A 26561-nucleotide genomic window follows, 5' to 3' on the forward strand; every position below is an offset into this window, starting at 1 on the left:
GGCTCACAGGGGCTGTTTCCGCTCGTCCTCACCTCGCCGCCCGCCGCCGCGCGACGCGTGCGGGCACCGGGAATCCACGTGGTCCGAGGGGGTGGTTCCCTTACCCGCCGCCGTAAGGGGTGGGCAGGCGGCGGGTAAGGGGGACTCGGGAATCCTCAGCAGGCGCCCAGGTCGCGCCACACCCCCCACTCGCCGCCGGCGCCCGGCTCGTCGCCCTGCGTCCACCACTTGGCCTGCCAGCGCTTGCCGCCGTGCGAGACCTCGTTGCCGCCGTTGTAGACCTTGGCGCGGTCCCACGCGGGCGTGGTGCAGCTGGGCTGCTGGCTGGTCGTGGTCGTCGTGGTCGTCGTGGTGGTCGTGGTGGTCGTGGTGGTCGTGGTCGGGTCCGGGCCGCGGGCTCCGGCGCGCGGGTGGTCGGAGGCGATGGCGTAGGACTTGCCGCCGAAGGTCAGGGTGAAGTTCGACGGCGAGGCGATCGGCAGCTGGTAGCTCAGCGCGACCTCCACCGAGGCGCCCGGCGCCAGCGGCTGCCACGTGGGCAGGGTCAGCTCGACGTGCTGGAAGTCGCCCTTCAGGCCGCCGACGTTGGGACCGGAGTGGCCCTTGGCGGTGACCCTCAGCCCGAAGCCGGACTGGTCGGCCATGCTGCCGGGGGCGCTGGTGCCGTAGTCGAAACCGATCTTCGTGCCGCCGGGGACGGTGGTGGTCGAGTTGTTGGTGATCCTGAGCTTGGGCGTGATCGGGTAGTTGCTGTCGCCGAGGGCGAACCCGGAGACGGTGGCGGACACGTCCAGCACATCGGTCGGCGTGGCGCCGGACGCCTTGCGGTTGCCGTAGGGCGCGGCGCCGCGCAGCCCCTCGTCGATCTTGGTGAGCAGCGTGTCGCCGACGGTGTACTGGCCCCTGGCGGCGTCGAAGCGGTAGTCGCCGGCCAGCTCCCAGATCATGATGCCGCCGATGCCCTTGTCCGCCACGTACTTCGCCTTGGCCGCGATGGACTCCTCGTCCTCGGTCGACAGGAAGACCTTCTTGTCGGCGTTCCACAGCCACGGCGCGGTGAGCGTGCTGTCGTAGTGCCTGCGGTAGGTGCCGGTCACCCGGTCGGTCGGGTCGTTGGCCGGGTCCAGGCCGTGCTGCCCCAGGTAGTCCGGCGTGATGCCGTGCTCCAGGTTCTTGGCGTGCCACATGGGGTTCACGCCGCTGGGCACCTCCGCGCCGCCCGCGGTGCTGTCGTGCCACAGGTTGTCGATGCCGACCGCGCCGTTGCCGCACGGGGTGGTCGAGCCGACCGCGGAACCCGTGCCGGGCGGGCACTTCGCCTGGTCGGGCAGCGCCGCGCGACCCCACAGGCCGTTCGTGCCGCCGGTGACGCCCTGCCAGCCGCGGCTGTAGAACGGGACGCCGATGTTGATCCGGCCGGCCTGCATCGCGCCGCGGTAGTAGTGGTAGGCCCAGTCGGTGTTCAGGTAGCCCATGCCCTCGTACTGCGGCGCGGTGTAGACGCCGCCGGCGGCCAGCTCGCCGTCCTTGCCGTCGTCGTAGAGCGACGCGTTGGGGCCGACGAAGTGGTTCCACGAGCCGTGCAGGTCGTAGGACATGATGTTGAGGTAGTCCAGGTACCGGGTGACCTGGTACGCCTCCTGCCCGCGCAGCAGCCAGCCCGAGGCGGGCACGGCCGCGGTGAGCAGGTAGTGCCTGCCGTCCTGGGCCGAGGCGCGGTCCAGCTTCTCCCGCAGCGTCTTCATGATCTTCTCGTAGCCGGCCCACAGCGTGCCGCGGTTGGCGTTGGAGATCCAGGAGTCGTCCGGGTTGCCCGCGTGGTTGTTCGAGGTGGCGTACTCGTAGTCGATGTCGACGCCGTTGAAGCCGTACTTCCGGATGAAGTCCACGGCCGAGTCGGCGAACGCGTCGACGGTGGCCTGGGGCTGCGCGCCGAGCTTGTAGAAGCCGCCGCTGGCGTTGCGCGTGCCGTCGGGGTTGAGGAAGCCGCCGGTCTCGGCCCAGCCGCCCACGGAGATCAGCGTCTTCACGTTCGGGTGCTGCTTCTTGTGCTTGGTGAGCAGGTTGAAGTGCCCCCGGTAGGGCAGGGTCGGGTCGAGCTCGACGCCCGGCCAGGTCATGCCGGTGGCGGGGTTGTCCGGGCCGTCGGGGCCGACGGACACCCGGTTCTGGGCGTCGACGTGCGCGAACGCGTAGTTGAGGTGGGTGACCTTGGTCCACGGGATGTCGGTGGCCAGGTAGGCGGGCGTGCCGTTGCGGCCGGTCCGCCAGCTGGTGAAGTAGCCGATGACGCGGCGGGCGTGGCCGGCGCCCATCTGCTCGCGGCCCTCGGTGTCGTAGACCGAGCAGTACGGGACGGCGACGCCGGGCGTCTGGTGGAGGCCGTCGGGGCGGCACTCCTCACCGGCGGCGGCGGCCGTGGTCGGGGACAGGACCGCCACGGCCAACCCGGCCGCGGTGACCAGGGAAGCCAGGAGCGGCAACAGCTTTCTTCGGGACACGACGGGTACCTCCTGCACCAGGCGGCGACCTCGACGCAGCGTCGTGAACGTAAATAGGTCTAGACCTTCCTGGCAATAGGTCCAGACCACTTAACCGATCACGGCGGTTCAGACCGCGGTACCCGCCCGCGCCCGCGCCAACCGCGCCCGCACCTGGTCCGCCTCCGGCGCGTTCAGCTCTGTGAACAGCGCCAACGCCCGCTGCCAGTGCGCCACCGCGCCCGGCTGCCCCTGCCGGTCGAGCACCACCGCCAGCCGGTCGTGCGACACCGCCTGGTGGTACGGGCTGGCCGCCGCCGAGGCCACCGACAGCGCGGTGCGCGCCGACGCCAGCGCCTCCGAGTGCCGGTCCGACTCCAGCAGCACCATGGCCAGGTCGGTGTGGCACGTCGACTCGCCGCACTGCTCGCCGACCTCCCGGTACATGCCCACGGCCGTGCGCAGCCACTTCTCCGCCTCGCCGTACCGGCACGACGCCAGGTGCAGCAGCCCGAGGTTGTGGTGGGCGTTCGCCTCGGCCCAGCGCGACCCGGCCGCCCGGCTCACCTCCAGCGCCTCCCGGTAGGACGCCTCCGACTCGTCCACCCGGCCCAGGCCCTGGAGCATGTCCGCGACCGTGGTCAGCGCCCGTGCCTGCGCGTTCGCGTCACCCGACGCCCGCGCCACCTCCAGCGCCTCGCGGTGCCGGGCCAGCGACTCGTCCACCCGGCCGAACTGGGCCAGCGCGATGCCGGAGTTGAACAGCATCACGAACTTCGCCTCGGGGTCGCCCAGCCTCGTGGCCGCCTTCAGCGCGGTCTCGGTGGTGCGCAGCCACGTCGACCGGTCGGCCCGCAGCCAGAAGAACCGCGACAGCGTGTACGGCAGCTGCCAGGCGTGCACCAGCCACGCCCGCTCCGCGCCCTCCGCGGCCAGCTCGGCGGCGGCGATGACGTTGCCCTGCTCGGCGTCCAGCCAGGCGAACGCCTCGGCGGAGCCGGCCAGCTTCGGCACCTCGGCGGGCGGGCGCTCGGGCGCCACCCGCACGCTGTTGCCGCGCGCCACCGGCAGCCGCCCGTCCGCCAGGTCCGCGCAGTGCAGGTAGTAGTCCAGCATCAGGCCGGTGGCGGAGCGCCGCTCGGCGGCGTCCAGCTCGGCGGCCAGCGTCCTGGTGTAGACGCGCACCAGGTCGTGCGCGCCGAAGCGGCCGGCCTCGGTCGCCGACAGCAGGTTCGCGGCGGTCAGCGCGTCCAGGGCGCGCTGGGCCTCGGCGACCCGCACGCGCGCCATGGCGGCGACCACGAACGCCGTCACCTCCGGCCCGGGGTGCAGGCCCAGCAGCGCCAGCAGGCGCGCGGGCAGCGGCGACAGGGCCCGGCGCGAGGCGTCCAGCGCCGCCCGCACCGTCGAGTCCTCGTCCTCCAGGCCCAGCGCGGCGAGCCGGCCGTGCTCGTCGTCCAGCTCGGTCACCAGCTCCGAGACCTTCAGCGCGGGCGAGACCGCCAGCCGGGCCGCGGCGATCCGCAGCGCCAGCGGCAGCCCGTCGCACAGCACCGCCAGCCGGCGCAGCGCGGCGGACTCCGCGCCGTCCCGCCCGGCCACCCGGCCCACCACGGCCACCGCCGCGTCCAGGTCCAGCATGTCCAGCTCGACCAGCCGGGCCTCGGCGTGCGCGACCAGGCCGACCAGCCGCCGGCGCGAGGTGACCACCACGCACGACGGCGGGCCGGGCAGCAGCGGCAGCAGCTCGGTCGAGCCGCGCGCGTTGTCCAGCATCACGACCATCCGCCGGTCCGCGATGAGCGTGCGGAACAGCGCCGACCGCTCCTCCACGCTCACCGGGATGTCCGGCGACGGCACGCCCAGGGCGCGCAGGAACCGGTTGAGCACCTCGCCCGCGCCCAGCGGCTCCCGGTTCGGGTCGTAGCCGTGCAGGTCGACGTAGAGCTGGCCGTCCGGGAAGTCCTCGCGCACCCGGTTCGCCCAGTGCAGCGCCAGCGCCGTCTTGCCGACCCCCGCCGGACCGGTCACCACCAGCACCAGCCCGCCGTCCGGGTGCCCCGCCAGCAGGCCGTCGAGCCGCGCCAGCTCCGCGTCGCGCCCGATCAGGGACACCGACGCGCGGGGCAGCTGCGCGGGCGTGATGGGGACCGCCTGGACCGGCTCGGCGGCGGGCAGCGTCATCGGCCGGGTCGGCGGGTCCGGTTCCGGGTTGTCGCCCGCCAGCACGGCCTGGTGCAGCTTGCGCAGCTCCGGGCCGGGCTCCACGCCCAGCTCCGCCACCAGCACCCGGCGGGCCTCGCGGTAGGCGGCCAGCGATTCGGCCTGCCGCCCGGCCTGGCACAGCGCCCGCATCAGCAGGCCGTGGCCGCGCTCGCGCAGCGGGTGCTCGGCCACCAGCGAGGTCAGCGCCGGCACCAGCTCCGCGCCGCGCCCGATGAGCAGCATCAGCTCCGCGCGCTCCTCCAGCACGGCGAGCCGGCGCTCCACCAGCCGGCCGCGCTCGACCTCCGCGAACAGGCCCGCGACCCCGCCCAGCGGCTCACCGCGCCACAGGCCGAGGGCCTCCTCCAGCGCGGCGGCCGCCGCGACCAGGTCGCCGGTGGCCCGCAGCCGGTTCGCGGCCGCCACGCCGCGCTCGAAGTCGTCCAGGTCGACCGCGGTGGGCTCGACCCGCAGCAGGTAGCCGTCGCCGACGGAGGTCAGCAGCTCGGCCGGCGCGCGGCGGGCGCGGCTGGGCTCCAGGGCGCGGCGCAGGCCGGCCACGTAGGTCTGCACCAGGTTGACCGCGCTGCTGGGCTGGTGGTCGCCCCACACCGCCCCGATGATCTGGTCCCGGCTCACCGGGGTGTTGCGGGCCAGCAGCAGCACCGTGAGCACGGCGCGCTGCTTGGCGGCGCCGAGGTCCACCTCCGCGCCACCGCGCACCGCCCTGAGCAGGCCGAGCACCTCGAACCGCAAGTGCTCCCCCCCACCCTTGTCCACCGACCGAATCCCCCACCGGAGTACCTCGCCACGACGGAGCCCAGGAGATCACTCCAGTCGGGCTCCAGTCGTCCTGTAGCCGCATTCTTACGCTAAGCGTGTCCGACCAACCACACAGGGCGAACCCCGGTGGGGCAGGTTGGACCAGACGGCCGAACACCGGCCGTCTCCGAGAACGACGAGGGCGTGCCGGCGTGCAAGGGGCATCCAGCCCGCGGCGGCGGAACGCCGGCCCGCCCTCGTCCCTCAGGACCACCGGAGAGGGCCACCCGGTAGGGGGTGGCTCGACTCCCTTGCCCTCCCCCAGTGAACGGGGCCGCGGTCGGGACCGAACCCCCGACCGCGGCCCCTTCGCGTCGGACGCCTCAGGCGACCTCCGCCGGCTCCCGCGCCTCCGCCGGCCGTGGCGGCCCGGCGCCGGCGCCGCAGCACCACCGCGCCGACCACCGCGGCGAGGCCGAGCAGGACCCACATCGCGCCGTTGACCACCGACTCGACGTACCTCGCCGAGGCGCCGGCGGCCGAGCCGATGCCGATGCCGATGTGCGGCGCCGCCCGGCTCACCGCGCCCGCGATCGAGGCGGGCAGGAACCGGGGCACGGTCGTACGGACCCCGGGCAGAAGTCGGGGGCGCGCCCCCCGGCACGCCCCCCGACCGTTCCCCTTTTCCGTTCTTCCGCTCTCGCGTTATTCCATTCCGCCGCTCTTCCGCTCCGCTCTTCCGTTCCCCTTTTCGCCCTCCGCCGTTGCGCCGCCGCGCCCCCGCCGCGCTGCGTCGTTCAGCCCAGGTCGAATGCGCCGTCCTTCGCGGTCGACACGAACCGCGACCACTGAGCCGAACCGAAGCCCAGCTCACCGCCCGTTCGGTTCTTCGAATCACGCACGCCGGCGCACGTCGGGTCGAGCGCGATTTCCACGCACTCCGGCCCGCCCGCGGACGACCGGCTGCTCTTGCGCCACTCTCGCTGCATGGCAGTTCACCCCTCGTTCAGGTGAGCTCGTGCGCCACCTGCTCGATCAGGGCGGCCGAGGCCGCCGGGTCGAGCGATTCCGCGCAGAGCCGCTCGAACATGTTGGAATAATTGGCGACGTCGGTGGGCTGTTCCAAATAGACGTCACTCCTTGCGCTTTCGAGGTATACCACGTCCGGGTCGAGTTTCCCCGGAAATGTGAGAATCACGAAAGGGCCGTCCATCGCGGCGTGTCCGCCGGCGGCGAAAGGAGCAACCCTGAGGGTGACGTTCGGCAGCGCGCCGACCTGGTTCAGCCGCCGGGCCTGGGCCGCCATCACCGCCCGGCCGCCGACCAGCCGGCGCAGCGCCGCCTCGTCCACGACCACGTCCAGGCGCAGCGGGTCGTCCTCGGTCAGCAGGGCCTGGCGGGCCTTGCGCAGCTTGACCCGGCGGTCGACCTCGGCCGGCGCGGCGCCCGGCAGGACGTTGCGGATGAGCGCCCTGGTGTAGTCCTCGTCCTGGAGCAGGCCGGGCACCACCAGGCCCTGGTAGGTGCGCACGGACTCGGCGTCGGCCTCGAACCCGACGTAGCGGCCGGGCGCGATGTCGCCGAACTCGTCCCACCAGGCCCGGCGGCGGGCCTCGCGGGCCAGCTGCACCAGCTCGTCGCGGGTGTCGGGGTCCGCGCCGTAGGCGGCGAGCATGTCGCGGACGTCGCGCGGGGTGACGCCGACCCTGCCGGTCTCGATCCGGCTGATCTTCGACGCGGAGCACTCCAGCCGCTCGCCGACCTCCTCGATGGTCAGCTCGGCCGCCTCGCGCAGCCTGCGCAGCTCGCTGACCAGCCGGCGCTTGCGCAGCGTCGGGCTGCTCCCCCGGGACATCCGCACCTCCTCGTGGGACGTTGATCAGCTCCCAGTCCGTTGATCGGCCCCCAGTCTGTGGCGGTGCGCGGATGGAGCAAAGGGGCGTCATCCATTCGTGTAGCGCAACTTGCAGGTGGCCGGGGAGCGGAAGCAGGCTGCTGGAGCACACGAGCCCCCGGAAGGAGCGCTGAGGGTGTCCGGCACGGTCTTCAGCCAGCTCGACAAGTCCCTGCACGAACACCTGGCCACGCTGGTGCGCCTCGCGGCGACCGGCGACGACGAGACCGCGGCGGACCTGGCCCGCAGCGAGCTGCCGCGGGTGGTGGCCGCCGTCAAGGCCCTCCTGGACGAGCACACCCCCGACGACCGCGGCCGCTGCCCCACCTGCCGCACCCGCTGGTGGAGCCGCCGGCTGCCGTCCCCGTGCCGCGCCTACCTGACCACCCAGCTCTGCCTCACCGTCTTCGACGACGAGCCCTCCGGCCGTCGCGAACACGCCCGCCGAGCCGGCTGACCCCGCGCGAGTCGAACACTCAGGTCGACCGTGTCGAACACCCAGACCCACCGAGTTCTACGTTCGCGCACTCCCGGTCGGTCCTGAGTGTTGAACTCGGGGGTCGTGAGCGTTCGACACGGTGGGCCTGAGCGTTCGACTCGCGGTCAGGCGCGGACCGGGCGCAGGGCGGCCTGGGCCGGGTCGACCAGGTAGACGCGGGCGGCGGAGATGTCGAAGTACATGCCCACCAGGCGCAGCGCGCCCGCGGCGACGGCCTCGCGCACGGCGGGGTAGGTCATCAGGTTGTCCAGCTGCTGGGCGACGTTGGTGACGGCCAGGTGTTCGAGCACCGGCAGGTCCGACTCGCCCGCGTGGAAGCGGATCAGGCTCGGCTCGGCGGCGCGCAGCCACTCGTGCAGCTGCGAGCCCGGCCGGGCAGAGCCGTTGACCAGGGCCTTCATCGCGCCGCAGTCCGAGTGGCCGCACACCGCGACGGTCTCGACCGCCAGCACCTCCACCGCGTACTCGATCGCCGCGCCCACAGAGGCGTCACCGCCCAGCGGCACCAGGTTGCCGATGTTGCGCACGCAGAACAGGTCGCCCGGTCCGCTGGTGGTGATCAGGTTCGGCACCACCCGGGAGTCCGCGCAGGTGATGAACAGCTGCCGGGGCCGCTGCCCCCGCTCGGCCAGCTCCGCCAGGAACGGCCGCACCAGCGGCGCCGTGGTGCGCTCGAACTCGTCCATGCCGCGGATCATCGGGTCGGTGTCGTCGCGCTGCCTCGGCACGGTCACCGCCCGCTGCTGCTGCCAGTGCGACCACGGCGCGAACCACCTGGGCAGCGGCGACAGCGGGGTCTTGCGCAGCGCCGGGATGCCGCGCGTGGCCTTGCTGAACCACGTGTCGTGCACCTCGTCCACCTCGACCTGCCCACCCAGCCGCTCGTAGCCGGTGCGCCACTCGTCGATCGCCTCGTACGCGCCGTGGTCGAGGAAGTCGAGGTGCAGCTCCAGCAGCACGCGCTGCCCCAGCGGCACCGACCGCAGCCCGCGCACCAGCCGGCCCGCGCCGAGGAACACCAGCGAGCCCCGCACCACCACCCGGTAACCGTCCGGCTCGGCCTCCACGCGCACCGTCGCGCGGGTCAACCGGTGCAGCGACCGCACCGCCGCCACCGCGACCCCCAGCAGCACGCCCTCCACCAGCCCGAGGACCACCACGCCCACCACCGTGACCGCGTACGCGCTGAACTCGCCGTGCCGCCACAGCGCCCGCATCCACCGCACGCCCACCAGCCGCAGCCCGATCACCAGCAGCACACCCGCCAGCGCGGCCAGCGGGATCAGCTCCAGCACCGCCCCCAGCGCCAGCACGAACACCGCGATCCACAGGCCGTGCAGCACCGCGGACGCCCTGGTGCGCCCGCCCGCCGCCACGTTGGCGGAGCTGCGCGCGATCGCCGCGGACACCGGCAGCCCGCCCAGCGCGCCCGCCACCGCGTTGGCCGCGCCCTGGGCGACCAGCTCGCGGTCGAGGTCGGCGCGCGGCCCGTCGTGCAGCCGGTCGATCGCGACGGCCGACAGCAGCGATTCCACGCTGACCACCACGGCCACCGTGAGCACCGCGAACACCACGCCGCCGAGGCTCCCTGCGGGCAGCTGCGGCAGCACCAGCCCGGACAGCGGGTCGTCGGGCAGGTCGACGCGCGCCACGTCGAGCCCGCCGGTCGCCGGCGTCACGGCGAGCACGGCCACCAGCGGCGCGGGCACCAGCGCGGCCCGCGGCAGGCGCGGCCACAGCAGCATCACCGCGACGGTCAGCGTCCCGACCAGCACGGCGTCCCAGCTCACCCCGGTGGTCAGCATCCGCGCCAGGTTGTCGGGCACGGTCGTGGCGGCCGTGCCGCCGAGGACGACGGCGAGCTGGCCGACGGCGATGCTCAAGCCGAGGCCGGCGAGCATCCCGTGCACCACCGCCGGTGACAGCGACAGCGCCACCCGCCCCAGCTTGAGCAGGCCGAACGCCACCTGGACGACACCGGCGGCGAGCGTGATGGCGGCGGTGGCGGCCCAGCCGTGCTCCGCGACGATGCCCGCGGTGATCACCACCATGCCCGTCGACGGCCCGCTGACGGCCAGCGGCGCGCCGCTGAGCGCGCCCGCGACCAGGCCGCCGACGACCGCAGAGACCAGGCCGGTCACCAGCGGCGCGCCGGTCGCGGCGGCGATGCCCATCGACAGCGGCACCGCGACCAGGAACACCACCACCGAGGCGGGCAGGTCGTGGCGGAGCACCGCGGCGAGCCCTCCCGGTGGGCCGGCCGTGGTGTGCTCGCCGGCGTGGGACTTGGTGGGGCGCGGACGGTTCATCTCGTGGTCCTTCCAGGCAGCAGGGGGTGGTCGGCCCGCGCGGACGTGCGCGGGTCGCGGTGGGGTGGGGGGAGTTCCGGCGCGGTGGCCGAGGGCCGCAGGCCGAGGGCCGCGGGACCCGGCGCGGTGGCCGGGGCGGTGGCCGGGCGGCGGGGGTCAGCGCGCGGCTAAGGGCAGCGGAGGTCGCGGCCGGGGGGTGACGAGTCGGCGCTCGGCCCCGGCGCGGTGGTGGGTGGTCGCCACGGTGGCACCTCCGTGTCGGCACAGTGGACGTGTCGGCACAGCCGCGTCGCTGAAGGTCAGCGTCGACACCATCATGACGACGATGTGGGCGATCTGACAGCGGTTCCACCCGGACGTGTTGATCAACGGCCGCTCGTCACGGCTGGTGACGGGGTTGCCGGGGAGGGTGGCGGGTGAGGGCCAGGCGGGCCGGCACGCCGCGGTGGAGCAGGCCGGGCACGGAGTGGCGGCGGCCGGGCAGGGCCGGCGAGTCAGTCGGCCGTGGCGGGTCGAGCGCCCGAAGCGGTCGAGCGCCCGAAGCGGTCGAGCGGCCGGGAGCGGTCACGCCCCCGGCCGCCGTCGACAGCCCGGAGATCAGCCGTCCACCTGGGACCGGTCACCCGACCAGAGGGTGTGGAAGCTGCCCCCGCGGTCGGTCCGCCGGTAGGTGTGCGCGCCGAAGAAGTCCCGCAGCCCCTGCACCAGCGACGCGGGCAGCCGCTCCGAGCGCAGGGCGTCGTAGTAGGCCAGCGCGGACACGAAGCCGGGCGCGGGCACGCCCGCCTGGACCGCCCCGACGACGACCCGCCGCCACGCCGCCTCGGCGGCCCGCACCGCGTCCCGGAAGTAGTCGTCCACCAGCAGGGACGCCAGCTCCGGGTTCTTGTCGTACGCCTCGCGGATGCGGTCGAGGAACCGGGCGCGGATGATGCAGCCGCCGCGCCAGATGGTGGCCATCGCGCCCAAGTCCAGGTCCCACCCGTACTCGGCGCTCGCCGCGCGCATCTGGTCGAAGCCCTGCGCGTACGCCACGACCTTGGACGCGTAGAGCGCCTGCCGCACGTCCTCGACCAGCCCACCCGCGAGCTGCTCGGAGGCGAGCACCTCCGAGGCGCCGAACGCGTCGCGCACGGCCTCGCGCTGCTCGACCCGCCCGGACAGCGAGCGGGCGAACACGGCCTCCGCGATGCCGGTCACCGGCACGCCCAGCTCCAGCGCCTCCTGCACGGTCCAGCGGCCGGTGCCCTTCTGCTCGGCCTCGTCGGCGATCACGTCGACCAGCGGCACGCCGGTGTCGGGGTCGGCGTGGCCCAGCACCTCGGCGGTGATCTCCACCAGGTAGGACTCCAGGTCGCCGCTGTTCCAGCCGCGGAAGACCTCCGCGATCCCGGACGGCGTCATGCCGCCGACGCGGCGCAGCAGGTCGTAGGACTCCGCGATGAGCTGCATGTCGGCGTACTCGATGCCGTTGTGCACCATCTTCACGAAGTGCCCGGCGCCGTCCGGTCCGACGTGGACGCAGCACGGCACGCCGTCCACCTTGGCCGCGATGTCCTCCAGCACGGGCCCCACGTGCCGGTAGGACTCGGCCGACCCGCCGGGCATGATCGACGGGCCGTTGAGCGCGCCCTCCTCGCCGCCGGAGATGCCGCTGCCGACGAAGTGCAGCCCGGCTTCCCTGAGCTTCGCCTCGCGGCGGCGGGTGTCGGCGTAGTGGGCGTTGCCGCCGTCGATCACCATGTCGCCGGGCTCCAGCAGGGGCGCCAGCTCGTCGATGACGGCGTCGGTCGGCCCGCCCGCCTTGACCATGATGATGATCTGGCGCGGGGTCTGGAGGCTCGCGACGAGCTCCTCCAGCGTCCCCGCCGGGACGAAGTCGCCCTCGTGGCCGTGCTCCTCGATCAGTGCTTTGGTGCGGGCGTCGGTGCGGTTGTGCACGGCGACGCGGTAGCCGTGCCGGGCGAGGTTGCGCGCCAGGTTGCTGCCCATGACGGCGAGCCCGGTGACGGCGATCCGCGCGGGTGCCTCGGAGGTGGTCATCCGGACAGCCTGCCGAAGTTCGCGCTCGCGCGCACGCACCGCCGACCCCTCAAAACGAAGGTCGGGGTGCACCCCGAGCGGCTGTAACATCGTGAAACAACTGTGGAAAGACGGGGGTGCGCATGAGCAGGGCGACGGTGCGGGACGTGGCGCGGGCGACGGGGCTGTCCATCGCCACCGTCTCCCGGGTGCTCAACGGCCAGGCGAACGTCGCCCAGCACACCCGCGAGCTGGTGCTCAGGGCGGTGGACCAGCTGGGCGCGCGGGCGCCCAGGCCGCGCGGCGCCAAGCCGACCGGCTCCATCTACGTGCGCTGCCCGTACCTGCTCACCGACTACTTCGGACTGATCGTGTCCTCGGTGGCCGAGACGCTGGCCCTGCACGGCCACCAGGTGGTGCTGGACGCGGGCACGTCGGCGCAGCGGGCGCGGGTGCTGCCGGACCTGGCCGGCCGGGCGGACGTGGGCGGCGCGGTGCTGATCCTGCCGCCGGAGCCGGCCGACGAGCTGGTCCGGCTGCGGGACCGGCGCTTCCCGTTCGTGGTGGTGGACCCGCGCACCGAGCTGCCGCGCGACGTGGCCTCGGTGTCGGCGGCGCACTTCGCGGGCGCGCGGCGGCTGATGGCGCACCTGGTGGAGCTGGGGCACCGGCGCATCGGCGTCCTCGGCGGTCCGCGGGACTGGCAGGCCAGCGACGGCAGGCTCGCCGGGTACGCGGCGGCGCTGTCGGACGTGGGCGTGCTGCCGTCGCCGGAGCTGCTGCGGCACGTGGACGAGCCGACCGACGAGCGCGGCCACTCGGCCGCCGGCGAGCTGCTGGACCTGCCCGAACGGCCGACCGCGCTGGTGGCGTTCAACGACAAGATGGCCGTCGGCGCGTTGCGGGCGGCCCGGGAACGCGGCCTGTCGGTGCCCGGTGACGTGTCGGTCGCGGGGTTCGACGACCTGGACCTGAGCCGGGCCGCGGTGCCGGGGCTGACCACCGTGCGGCAGCCGTTGCAGGAGATGGGCCGGATGGCCGTGACGCTGCTGGTGCGCCTGCTCGACCGGCACGAACTGGAGGCGCTGCACGTCGAACTGGCCACGGAACTGGTGGTCAGGGCCTCCACCGGACCCGTGCGGAACTCCTGACCGGGCGGCTTTTTCCGGTATTTACCGGGCTGAATGCGCGGCCTTGACACGGGTACCGACCCATTGTTTCCTTTCACTTGCGGACACGTTCCACAAAAGTTCCATTTGTTACAGCCGCCGGAACCCTGCCCACACCGTCGTGAAAGGAGTCCGAGGTGCCCTCTACCCGCCATCGGGCTTTCACCACCGCCGCGATAGCCGCCCTGACCGCGGCCGCCGCCGTGGCCGCCGTGCCCTCACCGGCCGCAGTCGCCGCGGGCGAAACGGTCAACGTCCACCTGACCACCACCTCCGACAGCGGCGGCCGGGTGGTCACCCGGGGCCTGGCCCAGCAGCCGTCCGTCGCGTTCAGCACCAGCGGCGGCAGCGCCACCCACACCATCACCGTCAACGAGAACACCCGCTACCAGCAGTTCGAGGGTGGCGGCGCGTCGATCACCGACACCACCGCCCACCTGCTGCGCGGCGGTGCGGTCTCCGCGGCCACCCGGGACGCGGTGATGCGCAGGCTGTTCCACCCCGTCGACGGCATCGGCCTGTCCTTCGTGCGCAACCCGATCGGGGCGTCCGACCTGTCCCGGCCGGGCAACGTGTCCCTGGACGACACGTGCTGCGACCTCAACGACTGGGGCGCCAACGGCTACGACACGAACGTGCGGCTGCTGACGCAGCAGGCCAAGCAGCTCAACCCGCAGCTGCGGGTCAAGGGCGTGCCGTGGAGCGCGCCGGGCTGGATGAAGGACAACGGCCGCATGGACCAGATGGGCTGGCTCAAGTGGGAGTACGCCCCGATGTACGCCCAGTACTTCGTGAAGTACGTGCAGAGCTACCAGGCGGCGGGCATCCCGGTCGACTACGTGTCCGTGCAGAACGAGCCGAACTGCTGCCAGGCGTCCAACCCCACCGCGATGAACTACCCCGGCATGAGCTGGAACCCGGCGGGCCTGGCCGAGTTCACCAAGAACAACCTCTACCCGGCGTTCCGCGCGGCCGGCATCAACACCAAGGTGCTGGTGCACGACTGGAACTACGGCGACTACGCCAACTTCGGCTCGGGCGTGCTGAACGACGCCGCCGTGCGCAACGACCCCCTGTTCGGCGGCATCGCCTGGCACGGCTACTTCGGTGACCCGGCCGTGGGCACGCAGGTCCACAACCAGTACCCGAACGTGAAGCAGTTCAGCACCGAGCACTCCGGCGGCACGTGGATCTCGAACCAGCACAACGAGGACATGGCCGACATCGTCAACTACGCCCGCAACTGGAGCTCCAGCCTGGTCAAGTGGAGCCTGGCGCTGAACCAGAACATGGGCCCGCACAACGGCGGCTGCGGCACCTGCACCGGCCTGGTCACGGTCCAGGAGGGCGGCTCGCGGGCCGGCCAGGTGGACAACACGATCGAGTACTACACGACCGGGCACCTGACCAAGTTCGTCCGGCCCGGCGCGCACCGGATCGACTCGACCGCCAACGGCACCGTGCAGAACGTGGCCTACCGCAACCCCGACGGCTCCAAGGCGCTGATCGCCCACAACGGCGGCACGTCGGCCCAGTCGATCCGGGTGAACTGGGGCAACCAGGCGTTCACCTACACCCTGCCCGCGCGCACCACGGCGACGTTCACCTGGCAGGGCACCCCGGGCGGCGGCACCCAGCCCGTCGGCGGCACCATCACCGGCCTGGCCGGCAAGTGCGTCGACGTCGCGGGCGGCAGCAGCGCCGACGGCGCGGCCGTGCAGCTCTACACCTGCAACGGCTCCGCGGCCCAGCAGTGGACCCGCCCCGGCGACGGCACGGTCCGCGCGCTGGGCAAGTGCCTGGACGTGAAGGACCGGGGCACCGGCGACGGCGCGCAGCTCCAGCTGTGGTCGTGCGGCGGCACCCCGAACCAGCAGTGGACCGCCACGGCGGGCCGCGACCTGGTGAACCCGGCGGCGAACAAGTGCGTCGACGTCACCGGCAACACCAGCGCGGACGGCGCCCGGCTCCAGCTGTGGACCTGCACGGGCGCGGCCAACCAGAAGTGGACCTTCGCCTGAACCCCGTGAACAGCGGCGGGGACCCCGGTGGGTCCCCGCCACCAGGCCACCGGCGGGCGGACCCCGGCCGGTGACGCGACGGGGCCCCGCCCACACCACTGGCGGCGGCCGGCGGGGCCCCTCCGCGCGTGATCCCGAACCCCCGGCGCCGCCGGGCGCGCGACGCGCCCGGCGGCGCAGGACCATCGGCGCATGAGACTCCGCGTGCTCACCCTGACCACCGCGGTCCTGGCCACGTTCCTCGTGGCGCCCCACCAGACGTCGGCCCAGCAGGTCTCGGCTCAGCAGGTCTCGGCTCAGCAGGTGTCGGCTCAGCAGGTCTCGGCTCAGCAGGTCTCGGCCGCCTGGACCCTGACCGCGGCCCAGCGCCGGGCCTACCTGTCGCACTACGCGCCGGTCGTCCTCAAGCGCGGCGACGAGAACAACGGCAAGCAGGGCCGCGACTGGCTGACGAACTTCGACTTCGACCGCGACGGCGACTACGCCACCAACCGCGCCCACTGGCTGGAGGTCGACCAGCACGTCGCGGGCGCGCGGCCGGACTGGCAGGTCCGGCCCACCCTCTACACCGCGCTGCTGGAGTTCACCGAGGGCGGCGCCAAGTCCCTCGTGCTGCTCTACCACGTCTACAACGCCGCCGACAAGGACGGCGACGAGATCCACGACTGGGAGCGCGTCGAGATCGTGGTGCGCGGCGTGACCGGCACCCCCGGGTCCGCCGGCGAGTCCTTCGCCAACGCCACCGTGACCCACCACAAGGACCACGTCATGCGCCGGTCCACCGACCCGGACGTGCGGTTCCTGGACACCGCCACCGGCCGCCACCTGCTGCTGTGGCAGGCCGACGAGAGCGACTTCGACCTGCCGGACATCGGCCCGCACGGGCACGAGCTGCGCTACGTCACCGACCCGTGGTCGGAGATCGCCGGGCGGTTGGCCGGTGGTGAGGCGGAGGTCGGCATCTCCGGGTCGGGCGACGACCGCAACGTGCACTACGCGTTCGTGCCCGGCGGCTCGGCGGGCGCGGTGGCCGCGCTCGGGGCGGTGCCGCTGACCGGCGCCAACGCCGCGACGCAGGCCAGTCGAGTCGACAACGGCACCACGGTGCGGTGGCCGGCGGTCAAGCGGCTGACCTACGAGCTCCAGGACCTCGCCGACATCGTCCCGTCGCACTGGTCGCAGGGTGACTGGCGGCGGCACTGGCTGGACACCGACGTCGTGGACGTGTGGTTCGAGACGCCCGCGCTGGGCATCGGGACCGGTCGCCGGCGGTTCTACAACCAATCGCGCGACAACGCCGCGTCCGACCTCACCGACGGCCGCGAGGGCTACCTGTCCAAGGCCTGGTTCTTCGGCGCCTACTCGGCCGAGCTGGACGAGGACACGCCGTCGGGCAGCGACGACTTCGGCGGGTTCGCGGGCACCGGCGTCGACAGCCTCGGCCGCACGCGCGGCGCGGTCAGCGGCGACCCCGCCTCGCACGGCGCGTACTGGCGGCAGCACGAGTACTTCGTGCACTCCGGCGGCATCGACGACGCCCGGAGCCGCGAGGTCGGCACGTGGCTGGCGCCCGGCTGGCACCTGCCCGCCAACGGCGGCTTCGACGGCCGCTGGCAGCCGCTGTTCGACTGACCGGCCGGCGGCCACCCTGCTTGCCCGGCTTGCCGCCGCCCGGCTCACTGCTGCCGGCCCACTCCTGCCCAGCCCACCGCTGCCCAGCCCACCGCTGCCGATCCGTTCGCTGCCCGGCCCGTTCGCCCCCAACGCGACCGGCCCGCCCGCCGCGACCGCACGACCGGTCGTGGCGGGCGGGCCGGTGCCCGTCACCACCGCACGACCGGCGGCGACGGGGGTCACCTCACCCGGTGGCGCGGTACGCCTGCCCGGCGGCGTTGGGCGTGCCGCCGGGTGCGTACAGGCCCGTGCCGGGCTTGTCGGCCGGGAGCGCGAACCACGCGTAGCGCTCCAGGTAGGGCAGACCTTCGAGCATCCGCGACGACGCGCCCGCGAAATCGGCCAGCTGCCGGTCGTCCGGGTAGCGCACGCCGCCGCCGGAGAAGTCCATCAGCGAGTACTCGGTGAGCCAGACCGGCAGGCCGTAGCGGGCGTGCACGGCGTCCAGGTAGCCCTTCAGGTGGCCGACGGCGGCCGGGCCGAAGTCCGAGCCGTACCAGTGCAGCGTGATGAAGTCGACCCGCAGGCCGCGCTCGCGGGCGCCGGTCAGGAACCGGTCGAGCCAGCCGCCCGGCCGGTCGCCGCCGTAGGCCACGGCCGGGCTGCCCAGGCGCATCCCCGTCGCCTGGAGCCTCGGCCACAGGTCCAGCGCCTGCTCGACGGACATGTTCGCCTGCTCGGCCAGATCGGGCTCGTTGAAGCCGAGCAGCGTGGTGCCCTGCCCCTTCACGGCCTCCAGGTTGGCCGGGGTCGCGGTCTTCGCGCCCCAGATCATCGGCACGTACTCCACGCCCGGCGCCTGCACGCCCTCCGGCGTGGTGGCCCAGTTGTAGAACCAGCCCGCGCCGACGTCCGACAGCGCCCGGCCGACGCCGTCGAAGTGCCAGGTGCTGACGCCCTTCTTGATCGACCTGGCGGCCGGGAGGGGGTCGGGTGGCGCGGCGACGACCGGTCGGGTGGGGGAGGTGGGGCTCGTGGTGGTCGTCGTCGTGGTGGTGGTCGTGGTCGCCTGGCTCGACGCGGTGGCGGGCACGAGGGTGGTGGTCGTCGCGGTGATCGGCGCGGCCACCGGGACCGGGCGGGGCGCCTGCTCGGGCGGCAGCAGGGCGACCGCGCCCACCACCACCGCCACCGCGACCGCCGCGACCAGCGGCTTGGCCGCCGCGTGCGCCCAGAACGACGGCTTGAGCGGCGTCGGGGTGATCGTGTTCGAGGTGATCGTGTTCGGGGTGGCCGTCGCCTGCCCGTCCACCAGCCCGGGGTCCACCAGCCCGGGGTCGAGCGGAGCGGGGTCGAGCAGGTCGAACCCGGCGGGCACCGGCACCAGCGGGATGCGGGCCACCAGCCCGTCCACGGCGGCCAGGTCGTCGAACCCGCGCCCGCAGCGCCGGCACTCCCGGGCGTGCCGCACGATCCGCTTGCGCCACAGCGCGCCGGGGTGGCCGTCCCAGTCCGCGACCACCTCGGCCAGCTCGCCGCACCGGGGCATGGCCAGCACGCGCACGACCACGCGGGCCGAGTCGAGCTGGGCCTTCATCCGCTGGACCCGGACGGCGGCGTGCTGCGGGGTGAGGTCGAGGGCCTTGACCAGCTCGGCGCGCGTGATCCGGCCGACCTGCTCCAGCCACCACAGCGAGAGCACCTCGCGCTCGTCGTCGCCGATCCAGCGGGTGGCCGCGAGGACCTCGCGGCGCTGGCCGGTGAGCTGGAGGCGGGTGATGGCGAGGTCGGCGAAGTCCGCGCCGGGGTCGGCCCGGTCGAGCACCTCGTGGTCGACGGGCAGCGGCTGGTTGCGGCGGTGCCGGTCGCGGACCTGGTTCATCGCGATGACCAGCAGCCAGGAGCGGAACGACTCGGGCTTCTCCAGGCGGGACAGCCCGTCCACGGCGCGCAGCATGGTCTCCTGGACCACGTCGTCGGTGTCGGGGTGCCCGCCGAGGGCGTGCCCGACGACGTTGTAGACCAGCGGCAGGTAGGCCGCCACCAGCGCGTCCAACGCGCCCGGTTCGCCGCGCTGGGCGGCCTTGACCGCCTCGGCGTCACCTGGTGTGCGCATACCGATCCTCCCGGCCGAGTTGGGCTTACCCACCGAAGACGGCCACCGCCCGCCAACATAACCAAAACCCCGAAGAACCCCGCGAGTCGTACGTTCAGACCCCGCGAGTCGTACGTTCCGGTCGGCCGTGTCGTACGTCCAGGACCCCCGAGTTCAACGTTCGCGTCCGGCCTGGGGGTGCGCGAACGCTGAACTCGGGGGGCCGGAACGTACGACACGGTGGGTCTGGAGGTACGACACGGTGGGTCTGGAGGTACGACTCGCGCGGTCTGGAGGTACGACTCGCACGGGGTTAGCTTGGGGAGGTGGATGCTGAGGAGTTTCGGCGGGTCGGGCACCAGGTGGTCGACTGGATCGCCGACTACCGGGCGCGGGTCGAGGAGTTCCCCGTCCGGTCCCGGGTGGAGCCGGGGTGGGTGCGCGGGCAGCTCGGCGGGTTGAGCGAGGCGGGCGGCGACTTCGCCGGGTTGCTGGCCGACCTGGAGCGGGTGGTGCTGCCCGGCACGACCCACTGGCAGCACCCCGGGTTCTACGCCTACTTCCCGTCCAACGCGTCGCTGCCGTCCGTGCTCGGCGACCTGCTGTCGTCCGGCCTGGGCGTGCAGGGGATGCTGTGGTCCACCTCCCCCGCCGCGACCGAGGTCGAGCAGCACCTGATGGACGAGCTGGTGGGCGCCATGGGCCTGCCGGAGCGCTTCCTCGGCGGCGGGGTCATCCAGGACACCGCGTCGTCGGCCGCGCTCGTCGCGCTGCTGGCGGCGCTGCACCGGGCATCCGGGGGCAAGTGGCGCCAGTCCGGCGTGGACGGCGCGGAGACGGTCTACGTGTCCTCGCAGACCCACTCGTCGATCGAGCGCGCGGCGCGCATGGCGGGGCTCGGCGAGCAGGCCGTGCGGTCGATCCCGGTGGACCCGGCGACGTCGGCGATGGACGCGGGGGCGCTGGCGGCGCGGCTCAAGGCCGATGTGGAGGCGGGGCGGCGGCCGGTGCTCGTGTGCGCGACCATCGGCACGACGGGCACGGGCGCGGTGGACCCGGTGCGGGAGGTCGCGGCGCTGTGCGCCGAGCACGGCGCCTGGCTGCACGTGGACGCGGCGTGGGCCGGGCCGGCGGCGCTGTGCCCGGAGTTCCGCCCCCTGTTCGACGGCGTCGAGCTGGCCGACTCGTTCACCGCGAACGCCCACAAGTGGATGCTGACCGCGTTCGACCTGTCGCTGTTCTGGACGGCCCACCCGGACGTGCTGGTGGACGCCCTGACCATCCTCCCCGAGTACCTGCGCAACACCGCGACCGAGTCGGGCGCCGTGGTCGACTACCGCGACTGGCAGATCCCGCTGGGCCGCCGGTTCCGGGCGCTGAAGCTGTGGTCGGTGCTGCGCTGGTACGGGCTGGAGGGCGTGCGGGCCCACCTGCGCGGGCACGTGGAGCTGGCGGCGCTGCTGGAGTCCTGGGTCGGGGCCGACGAGGGGTGGGAGCTGGCCGCGCCCCGCACGCTGTCCCTGGTGACCCTCGCCCACCGCGACGGCGACGGGGCCACGCGGGCGGCGATGGAGCGGGTCAACGCGAGCGGCGACGCGTTCGTCACGCACACGACGGTGAACGGGCGGTTCGCGGTCCGCGTCGCCATCGGGGCCGAGGGTACGAGGGAGCCCCACGTGCGGGCGCTGTGGGAGGCGCTGCGGGGAGAGGGGTGAGCCCGGGGGCCTACCGCACCACGCGGAGCAGGCCCTCCTGGACCACCGTGGCCACCAGGCTGCCGTCGCGGGCGTAGAAGCGGCCCGTCGCCAGGCCCCGCGCGCCGGACGCCGAGGGCGACGCGCAGTCGTAGAGGAACCACTCGTCCGCGCGGAACCGGCGGTGGAACCACATGGCGTGGTCCAGGCTCGCGCCCAGCACCTTGTCCGTGCCCCAGTAGACCCCGTGGCGGACCAGGACCGAGTCGAGCAGGGTCATGTCCGAGGCGTAGGCCAGCACGCACACGTGCAGCAGGTCGTCGTCGGGCAGCTTGCCGTCCGCGCGCATCCACACCTGGCTGCGCGCCTCGCCCGGCCCGTCCTCGCGCGCCCGCCACGGCGGCTGGGTCACGTACCGGATGTCGACCGGCCTGGGCAGGCGGGCCATGCCCACCTTGTCCAGGTACCCGGCCGCCGACTCGGCGTAGGTCGGCAGGGAGTCCGGCGGCGGCACCGACGGCATCGGGTCCTGGTGGTCCAGGCCCGGCTCGTCGAGCTGGAACGACGCCGACAGCGAGAAGATCGCCTTGCCGTGCTGCACGGCGACCACCCGGCGGGTGGTGAACGACCGCCCGTCACGGATGCGGTCCACTTCGTACACGATCGGGACGGTCGGGTCACCGCCCCGGATGAAGTACGAGTGCAGCGAGTGCACCCGCCGACCCGGGTCCACGGTCCGACCGGCGGCCACCAGGGCCTGCCCGGCCACCTGCCCGCCGAACACCCGCACGGGCGATTCGGCGGGCGACACCCCGCGGAAGATGTTCTCCTCGATGCGCTCCAGGTCGAGCAGCGCCACGAGGCGGTCGAGCACGGGCTGCCCGTGCGGCACGCCGTCGGCGTCCAGCGGAACGTCCGAGAAACCGGCGGAAGCCGCGGCGCGGGCAGCCTCGGTCACGTCATCTCCTAAGCGTGGTCTTCCTCTCCCAGGCGGTGCACCCGGATGAGGTTCGTCGAGCCGATGGTGCCGGGCGGCGAGCCGGCCACGACGACCATCAGGTCACCGGCCTGGTAGCGGCCGATGGACAGCATCGACTGGTCGACCTGGCGGACCATACCGTCGGTCGAGTCCACCTTAGGCACCAGGAACGTCTCCGTGCCCCAGGTGAGAGCAAGCTGACTGCGCACGCTGGGCTCCGGCGTGAACGCCAGCAGCGGCAGGTGCGTGTGCAGCCGGGCCAGCCGCCGCACGGTGTCACCGGACTGGGTGAACGCCACGAGGGCCTTCGCGTTCAGCCGCTCACCGATGTCGCGCGCCGCGTAGGAGATGACGCCGCGCTTGGTGCGCGGGACGTGGGTCAGCGGCGGGACCACCACGGACTCGGTCTCCACGGCCTCGATGATCCGGCCCATGGTCTTGACCGACTCGATCGCGTAGCGGCCGACCGACGTCTCGCCGGACAGCATCAGCGCGTCCGCGCCGTCCAGCACGGCGTTCGCCACGTCGGAGGTCTCGGCGCGGGTCGGCCGGGAGTTGGTGATCATGGAGTCCAGCATCTGGGTGGCCACGATCACCGGCTTGGCGTTCTCGCGGGCGATCTGGATCGCCCGCTTCTGCACCAGCGGCACGTACTCCAGCGGCAGCTCCACGCCCAGGTCGCCGCGGGCGACCATGACGCCGTCGAAGGCCAGCACGATGGCCTCGAGGTTGTCGACCGCTTCGGGCTTCTCGATCTTGGCGATGACCGGCTTGCGGCCGTTGCCGACCCGGTCCATCACCTGGTGCACCAGGTCGATGTCGGCGGGCGAGCGCACGAACGACAGGGCGATGAAGTCCACGCCCAGGCGCAGCGCGAACTCCAGGTCCTCGATGTCCTTCTCCGACAGCGCCGGCACGGACACGTCCATGCCGGGCAGCGAGAGGCCCTTGTTGTTGCTGACCGGGCCGCCCTCGGTGACCTCGCAGACCACGTCCGGTCCGTCGATGTCGACCACGACCAGGCCGACCTTGCCGTCGTCCACCAGCAGTCGGTCACCGACCTTGGCGTCCTGCGCCAGCTGCTTGTAGGTGGTGGAGACTCGGTCGTGGGTGCCCGCGACGTCCTCGACGGTCACCCGGACGACGTCCCCGGTGCGCCACTCGACCGGCCCGTGGGCGAATCGCCCCAGGCGGATCTTCGGCCCTTGGAGGTCGGCGAGGATGCCGACCGCCCGTCCCGACACGTCGGCCGCTGCGCGGACGAGGTCGTAGACCTGCTTGTGGTCGGCATGGCTACCGTGGCTGAAGTTCATCCGAGCCACGTCCATACCGGCCGCCACCAGCTCGTTGACCTTGTCCTCGGTCGCGGTGGCGGGACCAAGCGTACAGACGATCTTCGCGCGTCGACTCACGTCTGTGCAGAGTAGTCCCTGTCACTGGACCGATCAGGATGTACCCGGGGGTAATCTCCGCGGAACGGGCAGAATCTGCCAGGTGGGTGCCAGAATCCTTCCGTTCGTGATCGCGGCGTTGCTCAGCGTCATCGTGTTGTTCACCCCCCAGTCAGGAGTGCCCGACTCGCCGCCGGGCACCGACAAGGTGGTCCACTGCCTGCTGTTCGCCCTGCTCACGGCCACCGGGCGGTACGCGCGGCTGCCGGTCGCGGGGTTGGCGGCGGGGCTGGTTGGTTACGCCGCGGTCTCGGAAGTGTTGCAGTGGCTCATCACCGCGCTGGGCCGCGGGGGTGACGTGCTCGACGCGCTGGTGGACGTCGCCGGGATCGGGGTCGGGCTGCTGGTGTTCCGGCTGCTGCCGGTGGGGAGGGAGAGGGGACGGGAGTAGGGAGAGGGGACGGGGCCCGACGCGGGCGCGGGGCGGACCTGAGGCGAGGGTCGGGCCCGGGGGGTAGGGGGCAGGGCGCGAGGGCAAGGGCCGGGGGCAGGGCGCGGCCCGGTCACCGGCGGAAGCCCACCTCGGTCAGGCCGACGTGGTCGTTGCACCAGTCGACCAGCGGGGTCACCTGGCGCCACCCCTCGTGCACGCGGTCCAGGCACCCGGGCTCGTGCAGCACGTCGTCCGGCGGCCAGACCTTCGCCACGTACAGGCGCTTGTGCTTGAGCAGCTCGATCCGGGGGTGCTCGGGGTCCGTGCCCCGGGGCGCGCGCTTGAGCCTGTCCCCGCGCAGCTCCCACCCCTGGCCCACCAGCCGGGCGAGCACCCGCTCCAGCGCCCGGCCGCGCAGGTCGTCGGCGACCGACTCCCGGTAGCGGGCGAGCTGGTCGGGGGCCATGGCGAACGACCCGCCGGCGACGAACAACCCCTCCGGGCCGATCTGCGCGTAGTGCGCGCCGCTGCCGCGACCGGGTTCGACGACCGCGCCGCAATGGTCCTTGTAGGGGGTTTTGTCCTTGCTGAACCGCACGTCGCGGTAGGGCCGGAAGACCTTTCCCTTCCCGAACTCCGGTTCCAGGGCCGCGAGCAGCGCCTCCATGGGCACGCGCACGTCCGCGTGGTAAAGGTGCTTGTTGTCCTCCCAGTACGCTTTCGAGTTGTCGACCACGAGACCGTCGTAGAAGTCGATGGCGTGTTCGCCGAAGCCGCTGAATTCCACGGCACCAAGCTTACGTTCGGCCATTCGTGCCTTATTGGGGAGTGCTATAGCTTTGCATCACCGGGTCGTCACGTTCTGTGCATAATCAGCCGAGTGGGTAGGAAAGCGGCCCTCGTGGCCTGGCTGCGGGAACTCGACGTGCAGGGAATCCGGGACGTGCTGTCCTCGCGGGAGGACGCCGCCCGGACCCGACCCCACTCGCTGCGGGCGCTGGCCGACGAGCTGACCGCCACGGCGTCGCTGCGGATCGCGGTGGAGGGGCTGGACCAGGGGGCCCGGGACGTGCTGGACGCGGTGGCTCGCCTGGGCGGCCGGGCGGACGTGGAGGCGGTCGCCGAGCAGCTGCGCTGCAACGGGAAGGCCGCGCGGGCGGAGCTCAAGCGGGTGCTGGCGCAGCTGCGCGCCCGCGCCCTGGTGTGGCCGGCGGGCAGGGGCGTGGTCGGCTCGCCCGGTCTGCGACCGCTGCTGGACGAGCCGGCGCGCCGGATCACGCCCGCGCCGCGCCTGCCGCGCCGGACCGCGCAGCACCGGGGTTACGCCGACCGGGCCGGCATCGCGCCCGCCACGTCCACGGTGGACGGGATGACGCGGCTGCTCGCGTTCTGCGACCTGGAGCCGGTGGCCTGCCGCAGCGGGCTGGGCCTGCGGGAGCTGCGCCGGATCGCGGGCGTGCTGCGCGCGGAGGAGGCGCGGGTGCGGCTGTGGGTGGAGCTGGCGGTGGAGGTGCGGCTGCTGGCCGCGGAGGGCGGGTGGCTGCTGCCCACCACCCGGTCGGACGCGTGGCGCGCCGCGCCGACGGCGGAGCGGTTGGCCGCGCTGGTCGAGGCGTGGCCGCGGTTGGCGGGGGTGCCGGGCAGGCAGCGGCAGGCGGTGGTGGAGCCGTCCCCGTCGGACAGCGGGGGCCGGGCGCGGCGGGGTGTGCTGGCGCGGTACGCGGAGCTGGGGCCGGACGAGGCGTTCGAGCACCGGCACGAGGTGGTGGCCGAGCTGGCGTGGTCGCGGCCTGCGGTGTGGGGGGCGGGGGTGGCGGAGGCCGTGCTGGTGGAGGCCGAGTCGCTGGGGCTGGTGGCGCTGGGCGCGTTGACCTCGTTGGGGCGGGTGCTGCTGGAGGGCGGGGCGGGTGCGGCGGCGGGTGCGGGTGGTGCGGCGGGTGCGAGTGGTGTAGCGGCGGCGGGTGGTGCGGCGGGTGCGGGTGGCGTGGCGGCGGTGGCCGGGCGGTTCGTGCCGCCCTCGGTGTCGACGGCGGACCTGCGGCCGGACCTGACGGCCGTGGTGGAGGGGTTGCCGGACCGCGAGTTGAGCGCGGTGCTGGAGCTGGTCGCCGAGGAGGCCGGTGGCTCCGGCGGGGTGTGGAGGTTCGGCGGGGCCGGGGTGCGGCGGGCGCTGGACCTCGGGCACGAGCCGGACGCGCTGCTGGCCCGGTTGGGGGCGGTGGCCGCGCACGGGGTGCCCGCCGCGCTGGCGGACCTGGTGCGGGAGGTGGCGCGGCAGCACGGGCGGATCACGGTGGTGCCGGTGGCGTGCTGCGTGCGGACCGCGGACCCGGTGCTGCTGGCGGAGATCGCCGCGCGCCGGTCGTTGGCGTCGCTGGGGTTGCGGCCGCTCGGTCCGACCGTGCTGGCCTCGGCCAAGCCCGTGGCGGAGACGTTGGCGCTGCTGCGGGCGGCCGGGTACGCGCCGGCGTCGGCGGGGGCGGACGGGGCGCCGGTGGTGGCGCGGGTGCCGCGGCAGCGGGCCACCCCGCCGCCGGTGCGCCGGGGTGGCGGGGTGGTCGACGGGTGGGGGAACGGGCGTCGGGGCGAGCCGTTGGGCGAGCAGGACCTGAGCAGGTTGGCGGTGGCGCTGGTGGACCGGGAGCGGCCACGGCAGTGGTACGTGCCGCCCTGCGCGGAGTCGCGGCGGATGGGGGCGGTGCGGTTGCTGCGGGACCAGTCGCTGGTGCTGCGCGACTCGGAGGTGCTGCTGCTGGCGGAGGCGCTGGTCACGCGGACCTCGGTGGAGGTTGCCGTGGCCAACGGGCCGCGCACGGCGGTCAAGCACGTGATCACGCCGGTCGACCACGCCTCGGGGAACCTCACGGCGACGTGCGGGCCGCGCGGGGAGGCCCGGGAGTTCCTGGTCAGCGACATCCGCTCGGTGCGGGTGGTCGCCCGCGCGTGAGGCCGGGACGCGCGTGGGCCCCGAACGCGGTGTTCGGGGCCCACGTC

At 73.6% G+C, this 26561-nt stretch carries 17 protein-coding genes; 7 read left to right on the forward strand and 10 right to left on the reverse strand.

Annotated elements, in window-relative coordinates; genetic code table 11:
* Positions 1 to 155 precede the first annotated feature (155 nt).
* From Q5530_RS18650 to Q5530_RS18665, 4 genes are all read right to left on the reverse strand, one after another.
* Positions 156 to 2501 (reverse strand): chitinase C-terminal domain-containing protein, encoded by a 2346-nt coding sequence (locus Q5530_RS18650; protein ID WP_415363860.1) that lies wholly within the window; start codon positions 2499 to 2501, stop codon positions 156 to 158.
* A 108-nt stretch (positions 2502 to 2609) separates the two neighbouring features.
* Complete coding sequence (locus tag Q5530_RS18655; protein ID WP_415363862.1) at positions 2610 to 5465, reverse strand: BTAD domain-containing putative transcriptional regulator; 2856 nt, start codon at positions 5463 to 5465, stop codon at positions 2610 to 2612.
* 779 nt (positions 5466 to 6244) lie between these two features.
* Complete coding sequence (locus Q5530_RS18660; protein WP_380633952.1) at positions 6245 to 6436, reverse strand: DUF397 domain-containing protein; 192 nt, start codon at positions 6434 to 6436, stop codon at positions 6245 to 6247.
* A 17-nt stretch (positions 6437 to 6453) separates the two neighbouring features.
* Positions 6454 to 7302 (reverse strand): helix-turn-helix domain-containing protein, encoded by an 849-nt coding sequence (locus Q5530_RS18665; protein WP_415363863.1) that lies wholly within the window; start codon positions 7300 to 7302, stop codon positions 6454 to 6456.
* Between the two features lie 175 nt (positions 7303 to 7477).
* Here Q5530_RS18665 and Q5530_RS18670 point away from each other — a divergent pair, with 175 nt between their 5' ends.
* Positions 7478 to 7798, forward strand: coding sequence for a hypothetical protein (locus Q5530_RS18670; RefSeq protein WP_380633950.1), 321 nt, complete (start codon positions 7478 to 7480; stop codon positions 7796 to 7798).
* A 146-nt stretch (positions 7799 to 7944) separates the two neighbouring features.
* Here the strand turns inward: Q5530_RS18670 and Q5530_RS18675 are convergent, their stop codons facing one another.
* Positions 7945 to 10149 carry a SulP family inorganic anion transporter gene (locus Q5530_RS18675; RefSeq protein WP_415363864.1) on the reverse strand — a complete coding sequence of 735 codons (2205 nt, stop codon included), beginning with the start codon at positions 10147 to 10149 and terminating at the stop codon, positions 7945 to 7947.
* Between the two features lie 597 nt (positions 10150 to 10746).
* The gene (gene gndA / locus Q5530_RS18680) at positions 10747 to 12192 is read right to left on the reverse strand and encodes an NADP-dependent phosphogluconate dehydrogenase (RefSeq protein ID WP_415363865.1); all 1446 of its coding nucleotides are present in this window, start codon (positions 12190 to 12192) and stop codon (positions 10747 to 10749) included.
* A gap of 122 nt (positions 12193 to 12314) precedes the next feature.
* Here gndA and Q5530_RS18685 point away from each other — a divergent pair, with 122 nt between their 5' ends.
* The 3 genes from Q5530_RS18685 (at position 12315) to Q5530_RS18695 (ending at position 16993) form a co-directional block, all read left to right on the forward strand.
* The gene (locus Q5530_RS18685) at positions 12315 to 13322 is read left to right on the forward strand and encodes a LacI family DNA-binding transcriptional regulator (protein WP_415363867.1); all 1008 of its coding nucleotides are present in this window, start codon (positions 12315 to 12317) and stop codon (positions 13320 to 13322) included.
* A gap of 155 nt (positions 13323 to 13477) precedes the next feature.
* The gene (locus Q5530_RS18690; protein ID WP_415363869.1) at positions 13478 to 15361 is read left to right on the forward strand and encodes a ricin-type beta-trefoil lectin domain protein; all 1884 of its coding nucleotides are present in this window, start codon (positions 13478 to 13480) and stop codon (positions 15359 to 15361) included.
* Positions 15362 to 15553: 192 nt separating this feature from the next.
* Positions 15554 to 16993, forward strand: a complete 1440-nt coding sequence (locus tag Q5530_RS18695; protein WP_415363871.1) for a hypothetical protein — start codon at positions 15554 to 15556, stop codon at positions 16991 to 16993.
* 226 nt (positions 16994 to 17219) lie between these two features.
* Here the strand turns inward: Q5530_RS18695 and Q5530_RS18700 are convergent, their stop codons facing one another.
* A complete protein-coding gene (locus tag Q5530_RS18700; protein ID WP_415363872.1) occupies positions 17220 to 19091 on the reverse strand; it encodes a sigma-70 family RNA polymerase sigma factor in 1872 nt (623 codons plus the stop codon).
* A 305-nt stretch (positions 19092 to 19396) separates the two neighbouring features.
* Here Q5530_RS18700 and Q5530_RS18705 point away from each other — a divergent pair, with 305 nt between their 5' ends.
* A complete protein-coding gene (locus Q5530_RS18705; RefSeq protein ID WP_415363873.1) occupies positions 19397 to 20785 on the forward strand; it encodes a pyridoxal phosphate-dependent decarboxylase family protein in 1389 nt (462 codons plus the stop codon).
* Between the two features lie 10 nt (positions 20786 to 20795).
* On the opposite strand, the gene tesB is transcribed toward Q5530_RS18705, so the two are convergent.
* Positions 20796 to 21722: an acyl-CoA thioesterase II gene (gene tesB / locus Q5530_RS18710; RefSeq protein WP_415363875.1), complete on the reverse strand. Its 927-nt coding sequence runs from the start codon at positions 21720 to 21722 to the stop codon at positions 20796 to 20798.
* A gap of 8 nt (positions 21723 to 21730) precedes the next feature.
* A complete protein-coding gene (pyk, locus tag Q5530_RS18715; RefSeq protein WP_415363877.1) occupies positions 21731 to 23155 on the reverse strand; it encodes a pyruvate kinase in 1425 nt (474 codons plus the stop codon).
* Between the two features lie 106 nt (positions 23156 to 23261).
* Here pyk and Q5530_RS18720 point away from each other — a divergent pair, with 106 nt between their 5' ends.
* Positions 23262 to 23585, forward strand: coding sequence for a VanZ family protein (locus Q5530_RS18720; protein WP_415363879.1), 324 nt, complete (start codon positions 23262 to 23264; stop codon positions 23583 to 23585).
* Positions 23586 to 23697: 112 nt separating this feature from the next.
* Here the strand turns inward: Q5530_RS18720 and Q5530_RS18725 are convergent, their stop codons facing one another.
* A complete protein-coding gene (locus Q5530_RS18725) occupies positions 23698 to 24354 on the reverse strand; it encodes a DUF2461 domain-containing protein (protein WP_415363881.1) in 657 nt (218 codons plus the stop codon).
* Positions 24355 to 24447: 93 nt separating this feature from the next.
* Here Q5530_RS18725 and Q5530_RS18730 point away from each other — a divergent pair, with 93 nt between their 5' ends.
* Complete coding sequence (locus tag Q5530_RS18730) at positions 24448 to 26514, forward strand: helicase-associated domain-containing protein (protein ID WP_415363883.1); 2067 nt, start codon at positions 24448 to 24450, stop codon at positions 26512 to 26514.
* The last annotated feature ends 47 nt before the right edge of the window (positions 26515 to 26561 follow it).

This window comes from Saccharothrix sp. BKS2 (genome assembly GCF_047689505.1).
In the GTDB taxonomy this organism is placed as follows: Bacteria; Actinomycetota; Actinomycetes; order Mycobacteriales; family Pseudonocardiaceae; genus Actinosynnema; species Actinosynnema lopnurensis.